This window comes from Stenotrophomonas sp. SRS1, assembly GCF_026130205.1.
GTDB classification, from domain to species: domain Bacteria; phylum Pseudomonadota; class Gammaproteobacteria; order Xanthomonadales; family Xanthomonadaceae; genus Stenotrophomonas; species Stenotrophomonas rhizophila_B.
This window is the reverse complement of the sequence record NZ_JAINFD010000002.1, coordinates 302115-319476: the sequence shown is the minus strand read 5'-3', so window position 1 is coordinate 319476 and position 17362 is coordinate 302115. Positions and strand designations below refer to the sequence as shown.

14 protein-coding genes are annotated in these 17362 nt (G+C 66.4%); 4 read left to right on the top strand and 10 right to left on the bottom strand.

The features are described 5' to 3' along the window. Positions 1-49 precede the first annotated feature (49 nt). On the bottom strand, positions 50-2170 hold the full coding sequence (locus K4043_RS07200) for a hypothetical protein (protein ID WP_265308744.1): 2121 nt from the start codon (positions 2168-2170) through the stop codon (positions 50-52). Positions 2171-2545: 375 nt separating this feature from the next. On the opposite strand from K4043_RS07200, the gene K4043_RS07195 reads away from it, so the two are divergent. Continuing rightward, positions 2546-2905 (top strand): helix-turn-helix domain-containing protein, encoded by a 360-nt coding sequence (locus K4043_RS07195; RefSeq protein WP_123729992.1) that lies wholly within the window; start codon positions 2546-2548, stop codon positions 2903-2905. 17 nt (positions 2906-2922) lie between these two features. Here the strand turns inward: K4043_RS07195 and ung are convergent, their stop codons facing one another. From ung to rhlB, 5 genes are all read right to left on the bottom strand, one after another. Then, the gene (gene ung / locus K4043_RS07190) at positions 2923-3642 is read right to left on the bottom strand and encodes a uracil-DNA glycosylase (RefSeq protein ID WP_265308743.1); all 720 of its coding nucleotides are present in this window, start codon (positions 3640-3642) and stop codon (positions 2923-2925) included. Further along, positions 3639-4481 carry a response regulator gene (locus K4043_RS07185; protein ID WP_265308742.1) on the bottom strand — a complete coding sequence of 281 codons (843 nt, stop codon included), beginning with the start codon at positions 4479-4481 and terminating at the stop codon, positions 3639-3641. The genes ung and K4043_RS07185 overlap by 4 nt, the downstream gene beginning before the upstream one ends. Positions 4482-4488: 7 nt before the next feature. Next, complete coding sequence (gene ftsX / locus K4043_RS07180) at positions 4489-5439, bottom strand: permease-like cell division protein FtsX (protein WP_123729989.1); 951 nt, start codon at positions 5437-5439, stop codon at positions 4489-4491. Beyond that, positions 5436-6122, bottom strand: a complete 687-nt coding sequence (ftsE, locus tag K4043_RS07175) for a cell division ATP-binding protein FtsE (protein WP_019183511.1) — start codon at positions 6120-6122, stop codon at positions 5436-5438. The genes ftsX and ftsE overlap by 4 nt, the downstream gene beginning before the upstream one ends. 223 nt (positions 6123-6345) lie before the next feature. Further along, entirely contained in the window at positions 6346-8055 is a 1710-nt protein-coding gene (gene rhlB / locus K4043_RS07170; protein ID WP_265308741.1) for an ATP-dependent RNA helicase RhlB, read from the bottom strand. 559 nt (positions 8056-8614) lie between these two features. Here rhlB and trxA point away from each other — a divergent pair. The 3 genes from trxA (at position 8615) to K4043_RS07155 (ending at position 12667) form a co-directional block, all read left to right on the top strand. Next, the gene (gene trxA / locus K4043_RS07165; protein WP_019183509.1) at positions 8615-8944 is read left to right on the top strand and encodes a thioredoxin TrxA; all 330 of its coding nucleotides are present in this window, start codon (positions 8615-8617) and stop codon (positions 8942-8944) included. Between the two features lie 222 nt (positions 8945-9166). Then, positions 9167-10963 (top strand): transcription termination factor Rho, encoded by a 1797-nt coding sequence (rho, locus tag K4043_RS07160; RefSeq protein WP_265308739.1) that lies wholly within the window; start codon positions 9167-9169, stop codon positions 10961-10963. Between the two features lie 117 nt (positions 10964-11080). Then, positions 11081-12667, top strand: a complete 1587-nt coding sequence (locus K4043_RS07155; protein ID WP_265308738.1) for a sensor domain-containing diguanylate cyclase — start codon at positions 11081-11083, stop codon at positions 12665-12667. A gap of 46 nt (positions 12668-12713) precedes the next feature. Here K4043_RS07155 and K4043_RS07150 read toward each other — a convergent pair whose 3' ends face one another. The 4 genes from K4043_RS07150 to aceK form a co-directional block, all read right to left on the bottom strand. Then, positions 12714-13568 carry a protein tonB gene (locus K4043_RS07150; protein ID WP_123729986.1) on the bottom strand — a complete coding sequence of 285 codons (855 nt, stop codon included), beginning with the start codon at positions 13566-13568 and terminating at the stop codon, positions 12714-12716. Positions 13569-13692: 124 nt separating this feature from the next. Further along, the gene (locus tag K4043_RS07145; RefSeq protein ID WP_265308736.1) at positions 13693-14562 is read right to left on the bottom strand and encodes an energy transducer TonB; all 870 of its coding nucleotides are present in this window, start codon (positions 14560-14562) and stop codon (positions 13693-13695) included. Between the two features lie 120 nt (positions 14563-14682). Continuing rightward, on the bottom strand, positions 14683-15531 hold the full coding sequence (locus K4043_RS07140) for an energy transducer TonB (RefSeq protein WP_148045937.1): 849 nt from the start codon (positions 15529-15531) through the stop codon (positions 14683-14685). Positions 15532-15615: 84 nt separating this feature from the next. After that, positions 15616-17328, bottom strand: a complete 1713-nt coding sequence (aceK, locus tag K4043_RS07135; protein ID WP_265308735.1) for a bifunctional isocitrate dehydrogenase kinase/phosphatase — start codon at positions 17326-17328, stop codon at positions 15616-15618. Between the last annotated feature and the right edge of the window lie 34 nt (positions 17329-17362).

The following is a 17362-nucleotide window of genomic DNA, read 5'->3' as shown; positions in this document are numbered from 1 at the left end:
TCCCGACGCAGGGCGACTGCCTGCGCTGCCCGCGGTGCTGTTCCCGACGCTAGTACGCGCCGGGACTACTGCTGAAGCTGACCGGCACACTGATCGTGGCCTGCCCCCCGTTGATGAGATTCACCCCGACGTTCACTGCAGTGCCGCCAACGGCACCACCGCTGGCCGCCGCGCAGGCGCTGCCACTGGTGGCGCTGCAGGTCCAGGCGCCACGCAGCGTGGTGCCGCTGGGCAGGCTGTCAGTGACCACGGCATTGGTCACCGCGTCCGGGCCGTCATTGCGCACCAGCAGCGTGTAAGTCGCAGTGCCGCCCGGCGTGTAGCTGCCGCTGCCGTCGGTCTTGGTGATCGACAGATCGGCCTGGCGCGTTCGATTGGTGATCCGGCAGACCAGCGTCACCGCGGTGGCGGTCATCGCGGGCGCCTGCAGCGTGAAACTGCCGCCGCTGCCAGAGGACACCACGGCGTTGTTCTGGTCGGTGCACTGCCACGTGCTCGCATAGCGCGTGAGCGTGGTGCCGGCCGCCGCCGCTTCGGCCAGTGCGTAGCTGCCACCGGGGACAGTGATCACCGCCGCGGTGGCACCGTTGTTGCCCACGTTGCTGGCCGAGCCGACGGTGCTGCCGTTGTAGGTGATGGACAGGTTGAAACGGCCGGTATCGCTGGTCGGCTGCAGATCCTTGACCAACTGCAGCGTCGCCGCACAGGCCTGGGTGATGCCTTCCACAGTGAAGACCGCTTGGCCGATGCGGATGCCGAGCAGGCCCAGCACGTTGTCGACCAGCCCACCCAGCAGCGCCGTCAGTACGGGCGTGACCAGCCCATTCACCTGCGTCCGGATCGGCGTGAGCAGGGTGTTGACGATGCCGTTGACCAGATCCGCCACCGGCAAGGGCAGCGCGATCCCCCCCAGCAGCGTCACCGTTGGATTGCCGCTGGTGACCTGGATGCTGAGCGAGTTGACCAGGGTGGACACCATGGTCGCCGCACTGACCGTACCGGCACTCAGCGTGCGGGTCTGTGGATACGGGCCGGTGAAGCTGGCGCTCTGCAGCCCGGGGGTGGCCGTGGCGAAACTGCGGATGCTCACCGTCAGGGGAACGGTGATATCGGCAATCGGCGTCTGCAGGCCGAGAATGTTGGCCGACACCCGCACGCGAACGCTCAGCGAGGTGAGCGTGGCAGCACTCAGCGCGCTATCAGTCAGCACGGTGCTGCGATTGAAGAACGTGGCATCGCTGATCTGGCCGACGTACAGGTTCACCAGTCCCGGGCGCGCCTGCAGGGTGACCGCGTTGCCGACCAGGTTGATCGCCGAGATCGTGCCTTCGGCCCGGGCGACGTCGGCATACACCTGCAGGTGCAGCACGTCGGCGCTGACACTGGTGTTGGACAGAGTGACGCCGAGTAGATTCAGACCGCTCAGGGCCGCTGACAGCGTGCCGGTGTTCAACCCCTGCACGAGATCCAGATCGAGCTTGATCCGGATCGCAGCGCTGTGGAACGCCGCACCGGCTGCGCCACAGGTGTAGACGGGCGGCTCGATCACCTGCGCCCACAAGCGCACATTGGCCACGCCATTGAGACCGAGCGCAGCGGTGTTGACGGTGATCGGTGTGGGCGTGGTGAGCACGTTGCGGAAGTTGTAAAGCTGCACACCGCCGGTGAGCAGATCGAGCACATTGAGCCGCACGGTCGCCAGCGAACCGGTGGGCAGTGCGATCTGCAGGATGTCGGCCAGGCGGATGCTGCCCGTGGCACCGGCCACGCCCAACGGCAGTGCGTTGAGGACGTTGGCCGCTGCCGTCTGCCCATCGGCCTGCAGCACCTGCACCATCGCCGCGCGGAGTTGGCCCAAGGTGATGTTGGTGTTGAGCACCTGGCTGGGATCACTGACCACCACGCCGCCGTTGAGTTGGGTCAACAACGCATTGAGATTGACGTTGGCGCCGGCCAGGTTGTTCCAGTCGGCCACGCTCAGATTGAGGGTGGTACCGGGCAGCAGGACGCCGAACAGCAGATTGAGCACCGGGCTCTGGGTGGAATCGATCGAGGCCAGCCGCGGGCCCGCGCTGACGCACGCGCCCGCAGTGCACGCCGACTGGGCATTGGCTGAAGAAATACCGGCACTTAATGCGATCAGCGTCACAAATAGCAGGGTTTTGGCCATCAAACTGAATCGCCTTAACGCGAGCTTCACACCAGAAACTTTATCCATCGGCCATCCCCTGCGTCCTGGCCGAAGCCGCCTGTCACCGGCCGGTGGGTACCGACCATGATCGACAGGGCATCGGCCTGCTTCCGATGTTTTGGATATCCCGGCGCGTCATGGCCGGCTTGAGGGATTAACTACGTGCACGGATGGAAACCGTCAAACCGGCCACATCCAATGCAGGGGGAAGTTTGACTGTCGGCTCGCGGTTTCTCGGTGGAGCGCTTAGTGCGACAGCGGCGGCAAGTGATTCTGTACAGAGCAGGAAAAGAATCACTGCCCGGCAAGTATCGATAACCATCCACCGATCAAGGAACGAGAAAGGGGAAGGCCATGTTGGCGATGTCGGATCGAATTCGCGCAGCACGCACCAGTGCAGGGATGTCACAGACACAGTTGGCCGTGGAAACCGGCGTCAAACGCAGTGCGGTCGCGCAATGGGAGCGTCGCGGCGGTACGCACCCGAGCGTGTCGCACCTTGCACATATCGCCGTCAGCACGCGCGTTCGTTTTGAGTGGTTGGCCACGGGCCGCGGCGTGTGCAAGGCCAGCGGCGAAGAACTCACCGTGAGCACGCCCACCCAGGACTACGTGCGTGATGATCTGGAGGGCAACGTGCTGTCGCTGCTGCGGCGCCTGCCGCCGCGCAAGCGGCAGGTCGCGCAATCCATCATCGAGATGCTGGTCGTGTAGGCCAGCACGGTCGCGGGTCAGGCCGGAAGATCCAGCGCAGCGCGCGGCGGCAGCGACCAGTCGATGCGGCCGTGGCCGCGGCGCTGCAGGTACTCGTTGGTCATCGAGAAATGCCGGCACCCCAGGAAGCCGCGATGCGCCGACAACGGTGACGGATGCGGTGCCTTGAGCACGCGGTGCCGGCCGGTATCGATGACCTTGCCCTTCTGCTGGGCGTAGCTGCCCCACAGCAGGAACACCAGGCCCTCGCGCTCGCGGTTGAGGGTATCGACCACGTGGTCGGTGAAGCCCTCCCAGCCGCGCCGCTGGTGCGCACCGGCGCTGCCCGCTTCCACGGTCAGCACCGCGTTGAGCAGCAGCACGCCGCGATGCGCCCACGGCAGCAGGCACCCGTGGTCGGGGCGCGGAATGCCCAGATCGGCCTCGATCTCTTTGTAGATGTTCAGCAGCGACGGCGGCACCGGCACGCCCGGCATCACCGAGAAACTCAGGCCATGGGCCTGGCCATACCCGTGGTAGGGATCCTGGCCAAGGATGACCACCTTGACCTGGTCGAAGGGCGTAGCATCGAACGCGGCGAAGATCTGCGGGCCCGGCGGAAACACCTGCGCACCGGCCGCCTTGCGCTGGCGCAGGAACGCGGAGAGGTCACGCATCTCCGGGCGCAGCAGGTAATCACCGATACGCGTCTTCCAGCTCGGTTCGAGCTGGATACTGGGTACTACATCGTCATTCATCGCAATACAGGTTTGTCGTTGAGGCGGGACAGACGCAGCTGGAACAGCACCTTGGTGATGAGCAGCCGCTCTTCGATCGGCTTCTGCACCAGATCATTGGCACCGGCCTGGAGCAGCCCGGATTGATTGTGCGGGTTACCGTCGCCGGTCATCACCAGCACCGGCAGGCGGCGCTTGCCGTAGCCGAAGTCCACGCGCACGCGCTGCACCACATCGCGGCCACTGAGTTCGCCCTTGAGCGTGACATCGGTAAGCACCAGATCGATGCGGTGACTGCTGCGGCCGAGCGACTCGGCGGTGAGCAGCGCGAAGGCGTCTTCGGCCGTCAGCACGTGCAGCACGTTCAAGCCCTGCCGTTCGAGCATGCGCTTGGTCGCCTCGGCCACCACGCGGCTGTCCTCGACATACAGGATCGTCGCGCCCGGAATCGTCTCCGGCTGGACATAGCCGCGGATGAAGGTGGCCAGCGCTTCGTGGCCGAGCGCCTTGTCGAAGTAGTCGGTGACGTACTCGGTGAAGCGACGCTGCTCCAGATGCTGCTGCGCGTCGCCGGACACCACGATGACCGGCACATAGGCCTGGCCCGCCGCGTCGCGCACGATGCGCGCCAGGTCCAGCCCGTCGCCGTCGCTCAGAGTGAGCGAGGTGGTGACCAGACTGACCGGCCCGGCGTCGAGTGCCGCACGCGCCTCGCCGATGCTCGCGCAGCCCACCACCTCCACCGCCGGCAGTTCGCGTTGCAGCACATCGGCAATCAACTTGCGGACCAGCTTGGAACCATCGACGACCATCACGCGCGGCGCATCGTCGGCGAGGTGCTTCAGGACTTGCGGGCGCATGCGGGCCTCAGGTTTCGGTCGGACGGGTCTGGCGCAGGAAATGCCCTGTCACCAGCCAGGCGCCCAGCCAGCCCAGCACGACGGTGCCGAGCAGCACGAACGACGAATGCAGCAGATCCAGACCATGCAGCACGAACGGGCTGCCGTAACTCTGCGAGAGTGCCGCCAGCGGCGGGCGCAACGCCAGCCCGGCCGCGCCGATCAGCGCCAGCGCGACGGCACCGGCCCCCAGGCCATACCACGCGCCCAGATACAGGAACGGGCGGCGGATGAACCCATCGCTGGCCCCGAGCAGCTGCAGCACACCGATCTCATCGCGGCGGGCCTGGATGTCCAGGCGCACGGTATTACCGACCACCAGTGCGGCGCCGAGGCCGAGCAGGACCGACAGCACCTGCACCAGGCGCGTACCAAAGCCCAGCCAGCCATCCAGGCGCTTGCGCCACAGCGCATCGTGCTGGACCAGGTCGGCCTGCGGCAGGCCTTCCAGCGACTGCGCCAGGCGCGCGTCATCGGCGCCCTCGCCCGGGGTCACGATCAGCAGGGTCGGCAGTGGATTGTCATGCAGCGCATCGATCGCCTCACCCAGCCCGGCGCTTTCGCGCAGCTCGGCCAGGCCCTGCTCCGGGGTCTGCACGGTGACGTTGGCCACATCGGCGCGGCCGCGCAGGGTCTCGGCGACCTGGCGGGCCGCATCGGTACCGGCATCGGTCTTGAGGAACAGGTTGATGTCGCGCGACTGCTGCACGCTGCCGGCGAAGTGCTTGAGGTTGTCCAGCGCGATCGACAGGCCCAGCGGCAGGGCCAGCGCGAGCGCCATCACCATCACCGTGAGCAGGGTCGCCCACGGCTTGCGCCACGCGCGGCCGAGGCTGAAGACCACGCTGTGGCCGTGGTGGTGCAGCCACACACCGAAGCGCGAGGGCGCGGCGGTTTCTTTGGTCACCGGGGTGTTCATTCGGCCAGGTCCTGCGGCGAGATGTCATCGACCAGGCGGCCGTGGTCCAGGATCAGCACGCGCTTGCGCATGCGCCGCAGCAGCGCGAGATCGTGGCTGACCACCAGCACGCTGGTGCCGCGGTCAGGCAGCTCGGCAAACAGCGCCATGATTTCCGCCGCCAGCGTGGGATCCAGATTGCCGGTCGGCTCATCGGCGACCAGCAGCTTGGGCTCGCCGACAATCGCACGGGCGATGCCGACGCGCTGCTGTTCACCGGCCGACAGCTGGGAAGGCAGGGCTTTTTCGCGGTGGCCCAGGCCCATGCGTTCGAGCACCGAGCGCACGCGCTTGCCGATCTCGTTGCGGCGGGTGCCGCGCAGGATCAGCGGCAGGGCGACGTTCTCGGCGATGCTGCGGTCCATCAGCAGGCGGTGGTCCTGGTAGACCGCACCGACCTCACGCCGATGCCGCGGGATACTCCCGCCACGCACCTTGAGCAGGTTGCGCTCATCGAAGATCACCGCGCCGCGGCTGGGCCGCTCGTCGAGATGGATCAACTTGAGCAGGGTGCTCTTGCCCGCACCGGAATGGCCGGTGACGAACAGCATCTCCCCGGGGGCGACATCGAAGCTGACGTCCACCAGTGCCTGGTGGCCGCCGGCATATTGTTTGCTGACATTGTCAAAACGCAGGACGCTCATTCCCTGATTATGCAGGACGAGGGTGGCGGCGTGGAGGTGGGGTGTATCTGTGGGTGCCGACGGTTGGTCGGGGGAAGCGCCATCGCATTCGCGCTGTCGCCCCACGGTTCGCTGCGCAAACCGTGGGCCCCTCTCATCAGCACCCCATCCCCCGCCGCTTCGCGACCGCCCCCTTACCAAGGGGGCTATACCCCCCCAGGCATCGCGGGTCACGCGTCCCGTCTTACGAACCGGACAGCATCCGGCGGATCTTGCGGCCCAGGCGGGTCAGGAACGACGCGCCCGGATCGGCGGCGGGCGTGCCGCGCATCGGCTTGGCGGTCACCTGCACCGGGGTCACCGGGCCGGTGGCTGCCGCGCCCTCGGCACCTTCGACCGGACGGCCGTGGCGACGACGACGGCGCTTGCGCGGCGCGCGCTCACCTTCCACCGCCGGGCTGCCATCGGCAGACGGCGCGGCGGTCGGGGCCAGCTGCGGCTTGACCTCGGCCTCGACGGCGGCGACCGGCTGCTCGCCTTCCACGTGCGGCTTGCGCTCGCGACGCGGCTTGCCATCGGCACTGCGCTCGCCCGGTGCACGGCGCTCGCCACGACCACCGGCCGGCTTGCCGCCACGGCTGCTGCCACCGCCACGACGCTGCTCTTCGGCGGCACGCGCTTCGCGTGCTTCGCGGAAGATCTGGCCGACGCTTTCGTTCTCGTCGCCCTCGGCATCACCTTCGCCTTCCGGCGACGGTGCACGCGGCGCGCGCGGGATCGGGGTCAGGATTTCGCTGGTGACCGGCTCGACCGGGATCTTCTGCTCGATGTAGGCCTCGATGTCCGGCAGGCCCATCGCGTAGCGCTCGCAGGCAAAGCTGATCGCATCGCCTTCTTCGCCCAGACGCGCGGTGCGGCCGATGCGGTGCACGTAGTCTTCCGCATCGAACGGCAGATCGTAGTTGTAGACGTACTTGATGCCGTCGATGTGCAGGCCGCGGGCGGCGACATCGGTGGCCACCAGGATTTCCAGCTGGCCCTTCTGGAAGCGGTTGAGCAGGCTCTCACGCTTCTTCTGCGGCACATCGCCGGACAGCACGCCGACGCGGTAGCCGGCCTTTTCCAGCGAACGCGCCACACGCTCGACGAACACCTTGGTGTTGACGAACACCATGGTGCGGGCACCTTCGCTGCGCGAGAGCAGGCCCAGCAGCAGCGGGATCTTCTCTTCGTCGGCCGGGAAGTAGATGCGCTGGCGCACGCGGGCGGCGGTGATCGATTCGCTCTCCACCACCAGCTTCTGCGGCTCGTTCATGTGCTCATAGGCCAACTCCAGCACGCGATGGCTGAGCGTGGCGCTGAACAGCAGCGTCTGGCGCGTGCTGCGCTCGGGCATGCGGCGCAGCAGGAAGCGGATGTCCTTGATGAAGCCCAGGTCGAACATGCGGTCGGCTTCGTCGAGCACGCAGATTTCGCAGGCGTGCAGCGAGACCACTTTGTGCTGCTTGACGTAGTCGATCAGGCGGCCCGGGGTGGCGATGATCACGTCAACACCCTGCTGCAGGATCTCGCGCTGCTTGTCGTAGTCCACGCCACCGTAGACCAGCGCGAAGCGCAGGCCGAGGTCGGAGCCGAACTTCACAGCATCCTTGTGGATCTGGATGGCCAGCTCGCGGGTGGGGGCCAGGATCAGCGCGCGCGGGTCTTCCGGCTTGCGATCAGCCAGTGCCGGGCGGGTCAGCAGGCGGTTCACCACCGCGACCAGGAAGGCCAGGGTCTTGCCGGTGCCGGTCTGGGCCTGGCCGGCGACGTCGCCGCCGGGCAGCGCGACCGGCAGGGTCAGCGCCTGGATGGGCGTGCAACGGGTGAATCCGGCTCCTTCAAGGCCGGCCTGCAGGGCCGGATGCAGCTCGAAGGAGGAGAAGGTCAAATCGGTCAGCGGTTTGTCGCTCATGAGTCCGTCTTGGTAAGGCCAGCCGGCAGAGGTGCGGGTGGCTTGCATCATCTTGGGGGGCACCGTCGCAAACGGCCCCTGCGCCGGGATTGGCGGGGCCGGACTCGGGTCCAGGGCGCCGCGCAATGCCCCAGTTTAGCGCAATGTCGGCGGCAAACCGGGGTGGACGGTCGCACCGACCTCTGAGAATGCCCGGCCTCAGGGCGTCTGCCCGCACGCCAATTGGCCGGGAAGCGCCGTAGACCCCGCGTTCACAGGCCCTGCCGCCGGTTGAACAGGCCACCGCCGAGGGCTGGAAGCAGGCCCCCGCCTGCCGCATATCTGACGTGACCGCCCTGCCCTGCACAGGGGGCGATCACGGGATGCTTCTTTCCAACCAGCGTCTGTCCGGTCACGACGATAGCGGTACACTTCGCCCCGTGAGCGTCCAGGCATCCGCCGTACGCACCGCTGGCCGCCCGCGGCCACGAGGCACCAGACGAGGGTCACGCCCGCTTGGCGTTGCCCAGGTTCAACTTCCTCCGGCCCTGCCGGGTGCATTACCAGACGAGAAACCAAGATGAGCGACAAGGTTGTACATGTCGGCGACGCCGACTTTGATAGCGCAGTGCTGAATTCCAAGGAACCGGTGCTGGTCGATTTCTGGGCCGAATGGTGTGGTCCCTGCAAGATGATCGCCCCGGCACTGGACGAACTGGCCGATGCCTACAACGGCCGCGCCAAGATCGCCAAGGTCAATGTGGACCAGAACCGCGCCCTGGCCGCCAAGTACCACGTGCGCTCGATCCCGATGCTGCTGGTCTTCAAGGACGGCGAAGTCCAGGCCCAGCAGATCGGTGCCGTCGGCAAGGCCCAGCTGGCCGGCATGCTCGACAAGGCCCTGGCCTGATCGCAGCAGGCAGCCGGCACCGTCCGGCTGCCACGCGGGCCCGTCGCCCGCATGAATGACCCTGCCCCACCCGGCTTGCGCGCCGCCGCGAGCCGGTGTTAGTGTCGGCATATCCGGCCGCATTCGCGCGCCGCATCTTCTGGACGCAGTTTCCTTCCAGATCCTTTCCCAACGTTCGCCGCCCTGCCGGGCGCTCGCACCTTCTAGCGAGGAATCCAGCACTTGTCCGATATCACTACTTCCGAACCCGGGAGCGCCGACGCGCCCGCCGAGAAGCGCGTGCGCAAGCCGCGCGTCGCCAAGGCCGCCGCCAACACCGCTGCCGAAGCCGGTTCCCCCCCCTCACAACCCGCTCTGCCTCTGGCTGCCGCGTCTGACGCGCCGGCGCCGGCTGCCGCTCCTTCGGCAGCCCCGCAGGCATCGGCGTCGGCAGCTTCTGCCGGTGGCGACGCATCGCCCTCGCAGGGCGGTGGTCAGCAGGACACCGGCGACGGTGGCCAGCGCAACCAGAACGGCCGCAACCAGAACCCGCAGGGCGGGCAGAACCCGTACCAGCAGGGCCAAGGTCAGAACCAGGGCCAGGGCCAGGGCCAAGGCCAAGGTCAAGGCCAAGGCAATCGCCGCGACCGTTTCCGCAATCGCCGTGACCGCAACCGCGGTGGCGATCGCTACAACGACGACGGCATGCCGCAGGACAACGGCGAACAGCAGCCGTTCGTGCGCAGCCAGCAGGCCAACGTGCCCGAAGGCTTCCCGGTCTATTCGCTGAGTGACCTCAAGCGCATGCCGGCACAGAAGCTGCTGGAAATCGCCGAGCAGCTGCAGATCTCCGAAGGCGTGGCCCGTGCCCGCAAGCAGGACGTGATCTTCGCCCTGCTCAAGGTGCTGACCCGTCATGGCGACGGCGTTGCTGCCGATGGCGTGCTGGAAATCCTGCCGGACGGCTTCGGCTTCCTGCGCGCGGCCGAAGCCAGCTACCTGGCCGGCCCGGACGATACCTACATTTCGCCCAGCCAGATCCGCCGCTTCAACCTGCGTACCGGCGATCATCTGTCCGGCCGCATCCGCTTCCCGAAGGACGGCGAGCGCTACTTCGCGCTGTCGATCGTGGACACCATCAACGGTGAGCCGCTGGAAGCGTCCAAGAACAAGGTGCTGTTCGAGAACCTGACCCCGCTGTTCCCGCGCAAGCGCTTCACCCTGGAACGTGGCAACGGCTCGTCCGAAGACATCACCGGCCGCATCCTCGATCTGATGGCACCGCAGGGCAAGGGTCAGCGTTCGCTGATCGTCTCCCAGCCCAAGGCCGGTAAGACGATGATGATGCAGCAGGTGGCCACGGCGATCACCACCAATCATCCGGACGTGCACCTGATCGTGCTGCTGATCGATGAGCGCCCGGAAGAAGTGACGGAAATGCAGCGCACTGTGCGCGGCGAAGTCATCAGCTCCACCTTCGACGAGCCGGCCGCCCGTCACGTGCAGGTCGCCGAAATGGTGATCGAGCGTGCCAAGCGCCTGGTCGAGCACAAGAAGGACGTGGTGATCCTGCTCGACTCGATCACCCGCCTGGCACGTGCGTACAACAACGTCGTGCCGAGCTCGGGCAAGGTGCTGACCGGTGGTGTGGACGCCAACGCCCTGCACCGCCCGAAGCGCTTCTTCGGCGCTGCGCGTAACGTGGAGGAAGGCGGCAGCCTGACCATCATCGCTACCGCGCTGGTCGATACCGGCAGCAAGATGGACGAAGTGATCTACGAAGAGTTCAAGGGCACCGGCAACAGCGAAGTGCACCTGAGCCGTCGCATCTCTGAAAAGCGCGTGTTCCCGGCGATCGACATCAACCGCTCGGGTACCCGCCGCGAAGATCTGCTGATCGAACCGGAACTGCTGCAGAAGATCTGGATCCTGCGCAAGCTGCTGCATCCGATGGATGAAATGGCTGCGATGGAATTCCTGCTCGACAAGATGAAGAACACCAAGTCCAACGACGAGTTCTTCGGTTCGATGAAGCGCTGATCCGCACTGCATCGAAACACAACGAGGCCCCGCACTGCGGGGCCTTTTTGTACCCCTTCGCTGATGCCGTTCCAACCGCATCCCGGCTGGCGCGGCACCCTTCCTGCCCGTGATCCCATGCGCCCGTTGTCCGCCCGCCTCAACCTCGGCACGCTGATCCTTGCCCTGGCCCTGCTCAGTGCCCTCATCGCGCTGGCCAATACCCTGCATGCCAGCTACCGCGTGCAGCGCGAACAGTTGATCGGCAACACGCTGGAAGCCAACCGTGTGTACGCCAGCAAGCTGGCCGAATCGACCCAGAACTTCGTGCTCTCGGCCCAGCAGCAGATCGCCTACAGCGCGACCGTACTGGGCCAGCGCCGGCATGACCGGGCGGATCTGGAAGCCGAAGCCGCACGCCTGCAGCTGCAGACCAACAGCTTCAATTCGGTGCTGATCGTCGATGCCGGCGGCACCGTGCTGGCCACCTCGCCGCAGAGCCTGGCGCTGCAGGGCGTGCTGCTCAAGAGCGTGGGCAATCGCGATGCACTGGCACGCCGCGTGCCGTTCATCAGTGATCCCTACGAGTCGGCGACGGGCCGGCTGCTGGTCGCGATCTCGCACCCGATCTTCACCGCGCAGGGCGAGTATCAAGGCTACATCAGCGGCACCATCTACCTGCGCCAGCGCAGCATCCTGCAATCGCTGCTGGGCAAGCATTACTACCGCGACGGCTCGTACCTGTACGTGGTCGATCGCCATGGCCGCATCCTGTATCACATTGAACAGGACCGGATCGGCCAGTTCGCGCTGGAGAACCCGGCCGTGCAAGCGGTCACCCAAGGACATTCCGGCGCGCAGCAGGTGCTCAACAGCCACGGCGTGCGCATGCTGGCCGGTTATGCGCCGGTGCCGAGCGTGGGCTGGGGCGTGGTGGCCCAGCGCCCCACCGCGGCCACACTGGCGTCGCTGTCCAAACTGATGTCGTCTGTGATCTGGAACGCGATTCCGCTGGGCATCCTGTCACTGCTGATCACCTGGTGGTGCGCGCGGCGCATCTCACTGCCGCTGTGGCAGCTTGCCCGCAACGTGCAGAACCGCGACACCGGCATCGCGATCCGCCACGTCACCGGCATCCGTGCGTGGTATTACGAAGTCGCCCAGCTCAAGACCGCCCTGCTCTACAGCTTCAACCTCCTGCAGGACCGCATCGGCAAGCTCAACCGCGCCAGCATGACCGACCCGCTCACCGGCCTGCAGAACCGACGCGGCCTCCAGCAGGGGCTGGAAGACTGGCAGGCCCGTGGCCAGCCGTTCGGGATCATCGCGCTGGATATCGACCGCTTCAAGGCCATCAACGACCGCTTCGGCCACGCGATCGGCGATGCGGTGATCCTGCGCATCGCACAGTTGATGCGCGACGGTTCGCGCGACACCGATCTGCTGTGCCGCAACGGTGGCGAGGAATTCCTGATCCTGCTGCCGGGCAGCGATGCCGCTGCCGCCGCCCGGGTGGCCGAGCGCCTTCGCCTGCAGGTGGCCGCCGAAGTGTTCGAGCAGGTCGGCGCCGTCACTGTTTCGCTGGGCGTGGCGCACTACCCCACCTACCACAACGACCCGCAGCAGGCCCTGCGCCTGGCCGACAAGGCGCTGTACATGGCCAAGGAACAGGGCCGCAACCGCACGGTGGTATACCCGCAACCCGACAGTACCGGCATCGGGTAAGCAGCGCATCGCGGGCGCAGCACGCCCGCGATGTCCGGCGGCGCGTTCAGCCGCTGAGCGGCGTGAGCAGGCGCGGTGCGTTGGGATCGTCGGCCAGGGTCGCCGTACCATCGGTCAGCAGATCCGGCGAGAACCCGGCGCTGTCGGCGCCGGTCACCCACGGGATGCGGCTGCGCGGGCCGGGGATGTAAGCGCGCCAGTGCCCCAGATCATCGGCAGGCGTCTGGTTGATGGCGAAGGTCACCGGCACACGCAGCGTGCGGTAAGGCTGACCGAGGGCGGTATCGCCGGCGCTCTGCGGGAAGCGCCACTTGCGTGCGGCCTCCAGCGACGCCTTGGCCAGGCCACTGCGGAACGCGTCCATCTGTCGCGGCGTGCCAGCGCTGCGCAGGTTGACCTGCTCGGCGATCCGGTCGATCACCCGGCCCTCTCCGTCGACCTTCAGCGCCAGATACACCGTGCCCTGCCCGCCATTGCGGAATACCTCGGCCGGATACCGTGGCGGCAACATCCGCCCCCGGATGTCTGCTGCACGTTCGGCATCACTCTTGGCGGGCTCGAAGTGCGCGCTGACCAGCCGCACGTTGAACGTCTCGTTCGCCCCCGGCCGCGCCACCACGCGCACGGTCATGCGCGTGTCCATCGGCACCGGCACGCCGTCACGCACACTTGGCTCGAACTGCCACTGCTGCACCGTGTTGCGCACCAGCGCGGCTACGGCATCGGGAAGCGCGTCCTGCTTGTCGATCTCCAGCGCAGTGATACGCCCGTCGCTTCCAATGGCCAGCGCGCCCTCCACGCGCATCCCCATTTCCACCGACACATCGGCCGATAGCTTGGCGGCATGAGTAGGGGCTGCCGCCAGCAGCAATGCCGCCGCAATTGTCTTGATGATATCCATCGTGGTGTTTCTCCTCATGCGATCCATCGTCATCGCTGTCGACAGAATAGTGCGCAATGAACACGCGCCTTATTTGGTCGACACATGGTTGGCAACCTCACCAGAGACGCCCTCTTCTTTTTCGTCAGCCCTGACCCAGCGTAGTCTTCAACTGCGGACCGGTCTCTTCACCCGCAAGGTAGACGCCATCATCGAGGGCATCCGGCGCGACCAACTGCGGCTCGGGCGCCAGCCAGGGTGCGGTGTTCCGAGGGCCCGGCAGATACGGCTCCCACCGTGGCGCATTGCGATCGGCTGGCGGTGCGAAGCGCACCGGGAAACGCACCACCCACGTGTCGCGAGCGGCCCGTGGGCCCTGCGTGGGCACCCGGAAGTGCCAGTCGCGCACGGCCTGCGTGGCACTGTCGGCGAACGCTGCCCGGGCTGATGCGATCTCGCGCGGCGATACCAGCACGCGCAGATTGACCTGCTCTGCCAGCACGTTGCGGACCTTGCCGTCGCGGCCAACCTGGATCAGTAGGAACACATCCGCAGCGGCTTCGCGGCCCACCCGGCGCGCAGGGAAGGTCGGAACCGATCCCCGTTCACGGGCCACGATGGTCGGATCGTTCTTGTCGTACTCGACAAAGCTGGCGTGGCGGATCTCCACACGCGAACCGCCATCGTCGAGCGTCTTGCCGATCAGGCGCAGCGTCATCGGCGTGGTGATGGCGACGGACTGGCCATCGCGTACGGTGGGTTCGAACTCCCATCGAGCGACTGCATCTTTCACAAAGGTGACGACGCCTGCCGGAATCGCGCTTTCCCGATCCAGGCGCACCGCAGCCACGCGGCCGTCCGCACCGATATCAAGGCTGCCCTTGATCCGCATGCTCGACTCCACCTGGCTCTGGAGCGCGCGCATGCTCGGTGCCGCATGAACGTCCTGTGCTGCCAGGCCTACGGCAACTGTTGCCACGCCAAGCGCCAGTACCCACTGCCATGCCACTTTCATCAATTCGACTCCCTGTCCTGATGGTCTGTCAGCCTAGCAAACTCTGCAGGTTGGTTTGGAGACTTACCCGCACCCTCATGCTCATTGAGGGGCTCGGATGATGCACCACAGCCAGAATGATCACCCGCCAAGCGGGGTCAGCAGTTTCGGTCCCGTGCTGGCGGCGTCCGCCATGAACACGCCGCCGGCAGGCAGCAGGTCGGCATTGGCATCAGCGCTCAGTGCCTTGTCGCTGCGCCACGGGGCCTGCTGGTGCGGGCCGGGAATGTAGGCGTCCCAGCGGCCGTATCGCTCCACCTCATCGCTGAACGAGAATCGCACCGGCACCCGGATGGTCCAGCTCGCCTCGTCCTTCTGATCTCCGGTAGAGGGCGCCTTGAAGGTCCACTTACGTGCGGCGCCCATCGACACGCGGGCCAGCTTGTCGCGCATTTTCCGCATGTTCGCCTCGTTGGCGATCACACGAAGATTGACCTGCTCGGTGGCCACATCCAGCACCTTCCCGTCGCGCCCGACCTGTATCAGCAGCAGGACATCGCCACGCCCGCGCGCATTGAAGACATCCTCGGGATACACCGGCGGCGACATCTTCACCTTGGTGACGTTGTCGGTCGAGGTTTCGTCGTACGTCTCGAAGTTCGCTGCCAGCAGCGTGATCAGGCCGGTGCCATCGGGGTTGTTCTTCGCACCCAGGCGGATGGTGGCCGGCGTACGTGCCTTGACGGCCTGGCCATTCACTCGCACCGGGGCGAACCGCCACGTCTTCACGGCACTTTCGACGAACGTGACGATGGTCTCGTCGACCTGCGCGCGCTTGTCCAGGCGGAACGCCTCGACCTGGCCTTCGGTACCGATATCGATCTCACCGGTCAGCACCATGCTCGCTTCAGCCTGCTCGCGGACCTCGCGCTTCGTCTGCGCGGCCACATCGAACATCGTCGACGCCCCCATGCCCCCCAGTACAAGCATCAACGCAATTCCTCGGAATGAACGCATTTCCACCTTCTCCTTGTGAATGCATCCAAGCCTAGCCCAGGTTCCGGCCGAGGCCTATCAGGCAAGTCTGTTACTGGCTGAATAGGGAGGCGTATCCGGATACTCACCCGCGGCGAAGCCGACCTGCAGCCGCTGCCACCACACTGGATCGAAAAGAGGCGCGAAATGCTCGCGCACCGCGGCCAGCTCGAGTGCCGGCAGGCCCATGAACATCCAGAACCGTTCCGGGAACACATCCCGTGGCCCGATCTGGAACCACGGCTCGTCAGCCAGCGCTTCCTCCTCATTGCGCGGCGCCGGCCACGCACGGAAGTTGCACTCGGTGACCAGACACAGCTCGTCGTAGTCGTAGAAGACCGCACGTCCATGCCGCGACACGCCGAAGTTCTTCGGCAGCATGTCCCCGGGAAAGATATTGTTGCGCGCCATGTCGGTGATCGCCTGCGCATAGTCGAGCGCGGCGACGCGGCGTGCCTCGGCGGTCTGCTCACGCAGGTACAGGTTGAGCGGACGGAACCGCCGCTGCACGTAGCACAGCGCGATCACCAGTTCGTCGCCGTCCTCGCGCACACTGCTGGCGCACTGGGTCAGCAGCTCCTCACGCAGCGCCGAGGAGAAGCGCGCCCGCGGGAAACGCAGGTGCCGATAGGGCTGCGCATCGAGCAGCCGGCCGACGCGATCCAGGTTGAACACCAGGGCGTACTTCTCTTCGACCTGGTGCCGGGTCATGGTTTTCGGCCAGGCGAAGCGGTCCCGGATCAGCTTGAACACCAGCGGATAGCTGGGCAGGGTGAACACCGCCATGACCATGCCGGGCGTGCCGTCGGCATGCACCAGCTGCTCACTTGGCTGTTCGTGGAAGTGACGGAAGAACGTGCGATAGCGTTCGGTCTTGCCCTGCTTGGCACGCCCGAGCACGGTGTAGATCTCATCGACCGGCTTGCCCGGCAGCAGGCTGCGCAGGAACACCACCGCATCGCCCACCGTGGCCAGATCAGCTTGGAAATAGCTGCGCGAGACGCCGAACAGATGCGCGACATCACGGCGCCGGGTCAACACCGCATCCACGCGCAGGCCGCGCTCGTCATGCACCAGCGCGATCACGCAGGGCGAGAAGCGATGCTCACCGAATACGCGCCCCACCAAATAGGCGCGACGCTCGCGATAGAACACGGTGTCGAGCAGTTCAATGCTGCGCACCGGGTAGTCGCCCCAGTGCGCCAGATCGTCCTGCAGGCGCACCGCGATCGCAGCGGCGCAGCGCAGCTGGTGCGCGTACGGCACATCGAAGCGATAGTCTCCCAGTACGCGCATGAAGGCATCGGCCGGGCGCGTGGGCGACAAGGTGTAGCTGTGCCGCGCGACCGGATGGGTAATGGCATCGGAGGGCTCCACGTCCATCGCCATGAACTCGATCGCCCCGTCCACACCGCGGGTGGCGAACAGCCGGCGCGCCAGCGTGTTGTAGAACGTCTTGTACAGCTCGGCGTCGATCAGCCCCGCCAGCAACGCCGCATAGGCCGTGCGCACCTGCAGCCACAGCGCGCGCTCGCCGATGCGCTCACCGACTGCACGGCGCAATTCATCCACGGTCTCGGCGATACACCGGTCGTACAGCCCGATGCGCTCCACGGCGTCCTGCCGTGCACCGGCCCAGTCGCGCCGTTCGAAGCGCTGCCGCGCACGCCGCGAGATCGCCGCGAAGCGCGCGTGGTAATCCTCGAACCCATCGCGGATCAACCGCGCAAGCGCCTCCGCTGACGCAGTCATGCGGTGCCACCGATGGGGCATGGAACGTTCTGGC